The organism is Mycobacterium sp., assembly GCF_032162105.1.
In the GTDB taxonomy this organism is placed as follows: Bacteria; Actinomycetota; Actinomycetes; order Mycobacteriales; family Mycobacteriaceae; genus Mycobacterium.
Genome location: NZ_JAVRPS010000217.1, coordinates 1 through 3,209, shown reverse-complemented (window position 1 = coordinate 3,209; position 3,209 = coordinate 1). Strand labels below are relative to the sequence as shown.

The window sequence follows — 3,209 nt, the reverse complement described above, 5'->3', positions numbered from 1 at the left end:
GCCGAGGGCAATCCGCAGCAACTCGTGGCCAGCCCGGTGAAGTTCGACGACGATCCGGCGGAACTGGGGCGCGCCCCGCAGTTCGCCGAGCACACCGACGACGTGCTCCGCGAACTCGGCGTCGATGATGAGCGACTCATAGAACTGAAGATCGCCGGTGCAATCACGTAACCTCAGCGTTGTGACTGCCGTCGACGTGACCCACGGTGACGACGGCACCGTCAAGGACCGCCTGATCCGGGCAGCCGACGCCGAGATCGCCGCCCGCGGAATCAACGCGGTGCAGATGGAAGTGGTCGCCAAGATCGCGGGTGTCTCGCGGGCGACGGCGTTCCGTCAACTCGGCAGCGTCTCGGAGATGCTGTTGCAGGTCGCGTTGCTACGGGCCCGTCGGCACGTCGCGGCGGTCGAGGGGATCATGGCGGCCAAGACCGGCGTCTTCGCCAAGCTGGAGGCGGCGTTGGTGTACACAGCCCGCGAACTGCCGTCGGATCCGTCGATCTCGGCCCTGATCGCTCAGCACTCGGCATCGGTGCACGACCCGCGGGTGCACCAGGTCGCGGTGGACGCGATGGGCCCGGTGCTGGACGAGGGCCAGCACAGTGGTCAGGTACGCACCGACATCGGCATCGGCGAGATGGTCGACTTCCTGGTGGAGCAGTCCTACCTCGCCGCCGAGGAGATCGGACGGTCCGACGACGAAACGCGACGGCGCTTTCGCCACTTCATCATCCCGGGGCTCGCCGCGTCGGGCGGCGCGAGCGGCGAACACGTCTCCCGGAGCTTGGAGGTCGAGGACGCGGTCACCGTGGCGATCGAGGCGCTGAACAATCTCGCCGACCAGTTGCGCCGCGACCGCGCTCAGTGACACCGCGGGCGAGCGCCGACCTAGGGCCCTGTGGCGCTTCGACGGTCCGCTTCGCGGCCGGTTAGGTCGTGACCGACGCACAACGCCCGATGGTCCTGAACTGAGAACCACGTGGTGCGCGCTGAACACGGATTTCCGATCAGTTCGGTGGCCGCCCATACACGGCGACCACGACGGTGCGGTCCAGGCTGTTCTCCGACCACAGACGATCTCGGTCGGGCGCTCGACGCGTTGATCGCCGGCCAGATCGAGTTCGTCGTGGGTGATCGACACCTGGCGCAGGTCTACTACAACGAGATCAACCACCTGCCCGAGGAGGACCGTCGCCGGTTACGCCGCAAGCAGCGGCTGTATCTCGAGGAGTGGGTCCACCTGGTCAGCGAGCTGCGCGCGGACCTCAGCGACATCGACGCCCCATCCGTCGTGCACGCGGTGATCGGGGCGATCCGGTCACCGCTGTTCCACAACACCGGTCTAGCCGAGGAGAGATTGCGGGCGCTGCTCGCCGACGTCGCGCGCGCGATTCTCGGCACCGGCGGCTGACCGCTGCGGCAAGACCGCCGCGGCGGCCCAGACGAGCACCACCGCGAAAGACATGCCGATCAACGTCGCCGGCGCGATGAGCGATGGGGTCGTCCACCCGCACCCCCTTCCTCGAGGGTGTTGCCACGCCGTCCCGACGATGTTACATTTCTACATCATTCGATGTTATTGTGTGCGTTCGCGAGCGCAATCAGCGATCAACCGGAAATCGATCGGAAAGGAGCGATACATGGATCAGAAAACCAGCCTCAGGTTCCAGCTCATCAGCGCCTGGTGTGGCCCCGCGTTCTTGGTCACCTTCGTGCTGTTCTGGGGGGTGATCGGGCACAACCTGCCGAATCCGTCACCCGCGTTGAGCGCGACAGACCTCGCCGCTCGCTATTCGGAGAACCTCGGAGAGATTCGTCTGGGCTTCATCGTCTCCCTCATCATCGTGTGCTTGTACATGCCGTGGTGTTCGTACATCAGCGCCCGGATGGCCAAGATCGAGGGCGGGTACCCGGTCTTGGCTAACCTTCAGCTCATCGGTGGCGCTCTGACCGTCATGGTCGTGTCGTTCAGCGCTTGCTTCTGGGCCATCGCGGCATTCCGGCCCGAGCGGGACCCTGCGCTGATCCAGCTGCTCACCGATACCGGCTGGCTGGTCATCGACCTGCAGTACGCGTGCACCACGTTGCAGATGGTGGCGCTCGCCCTGGCCGTTCTGTCGGATCGGAAGAACAAGGGGATGCCCCTCATGCCGAACTGGGTGTGCTACCTGACCATCTTCTGCGCGGTCAGCTTCTTCCCGGCCAGCCTCACCGGCGTTCTGAAGACCGGGCCGTTCGCGTGGAATGGCGTCATGAGCTACTACTTCCCGTACTTCTGCTGGCTGTGCTGGGAAATCATCGCGAGCACCTATTTGATCAAGGACGTTCGTCGGCGCATGCGTGAGTTCGAGAGCAGCCCCTCGGCAGATGGCGGTCCTCGGGCGACGGTTCTCGCGTCCTGACCTGCACCATCGGGCAGCTGTTTTCGGAGGTCGCCGCTCCCGTCCGCGCGATTCGTCGACAGTGTTGCGACAGAAGTTCGCACGCGTCGTGCGCGTTCGGGAGCGGACGGCCATCCGTGCCTGGCGCCCTGCCGGCGTCACCGCTCAGCGGTGGTCGGGCAACGACCGGTCACCCCGTCGCTTAGGGAAAGTGTTGATGAGTAGTGCTGTGATGAATCCGGAAACCGACACCCAGTTCGTATCGGTAGGCGATCCAAAGCGGCGGCTGCCCGGCGTCGAAGGCGTGTGGGTCTTCGTGATGGCCGACATGACGGTCTTCGCCGTCATGTTCGGGTCCTTCATGCTCGGCCGGCATCAGAACCCGGCCGTCTTTGAAGCGTCCCGACACGCCCTGAATCCGAACTTCGGTGGTGTCAACACGCTTATCCTGCTCACCAGCTCGTGGTTCGCCGCGCTCGCGCTCAACGCCGTGCGAAAGTCCCGATTTGGTCTGGCGCAGCGTTTCCTCGGCGGCGCATTTCTCTGCGGCCTCGCGTTCGCGGTGTCGAAGGCCATCGAGTACACCGAGAAGTTGAACGCCGGCATCAGCCTGTTGACCAACGACTTCTTCATGTACTACTTCACGCTGACCGGGATTCATCTGTTCCATGTCATCGCCGGCAGCATCGTCCTGCTCGTGTTGTGGTTCAAGGCCCGATCCCGGTCGTTCGACCCGAAGCGGCCCGTCGTTCTCGAATGCGGCGCGATCTACTGGCACATGGTCGACCTGCTCTGGATCATCCTGTTCCCGCTGCTGTATCTGGTGAG

At 64.5% G+C, this 3,209-nt stretch carries 4 protein-coding genes and 1 pseudogene; all 5 read left to right on the top strand.

The genetic code is table 11. From position 1 onward, the window contains the following. Positions 1 to 171: pseudogene (locus QOC69_RS11025) on the top strand (CoA transferase); the annotation flags it as partial. A gap of 10 nt (positions 172 to 181) precedes the next feature. Then, positions 182 to 868, top strand: coding sequence for a TetR/AcrR family transcriptional regulator (locus QOC69_RS11020; RefSeq protein ID WP_526439295.1), 687 nt, complete (start codon positions 182 to 184; stop codon positions 866 to 868). A 111-nt stretch (positions 869 to 979) separates the two neighbouring features. Continuing rightward, positions 980 to 1,411: a TetR-type transcription factor C-terminal domain-containing protein gene (locus QOC69_RS11015; protein WP_526439293.1), complete on the top strand. Its 432-nt coding sequence runs from the start codon at positions 980 to 982 to the stop codon at positions 1,409 to 1,411. Between the two features lie 229 nt (positions 1,412 to 1,640). Further along, a complete protein-coding gene (locus QOC69_RS11010; RefSeq protein ID WP_526439291.1) occupies positions 1,641 to 2,402 on the top strand; it encodes a hypothetical protein in 762 nt (253 codons plus the stop codon). Between the two features lie 196 nt (positions 2,403 to 2,598). Next, positions 2,599 to 3,209, top strand: a 611-nt coding sequence (locus QOC69_RS11005) for a cytochrome c oxidase subunit 3 family protein (RefSeq protein ID WP_526439289.1), incomplete at its 3' end; no start/stop codon positions are given.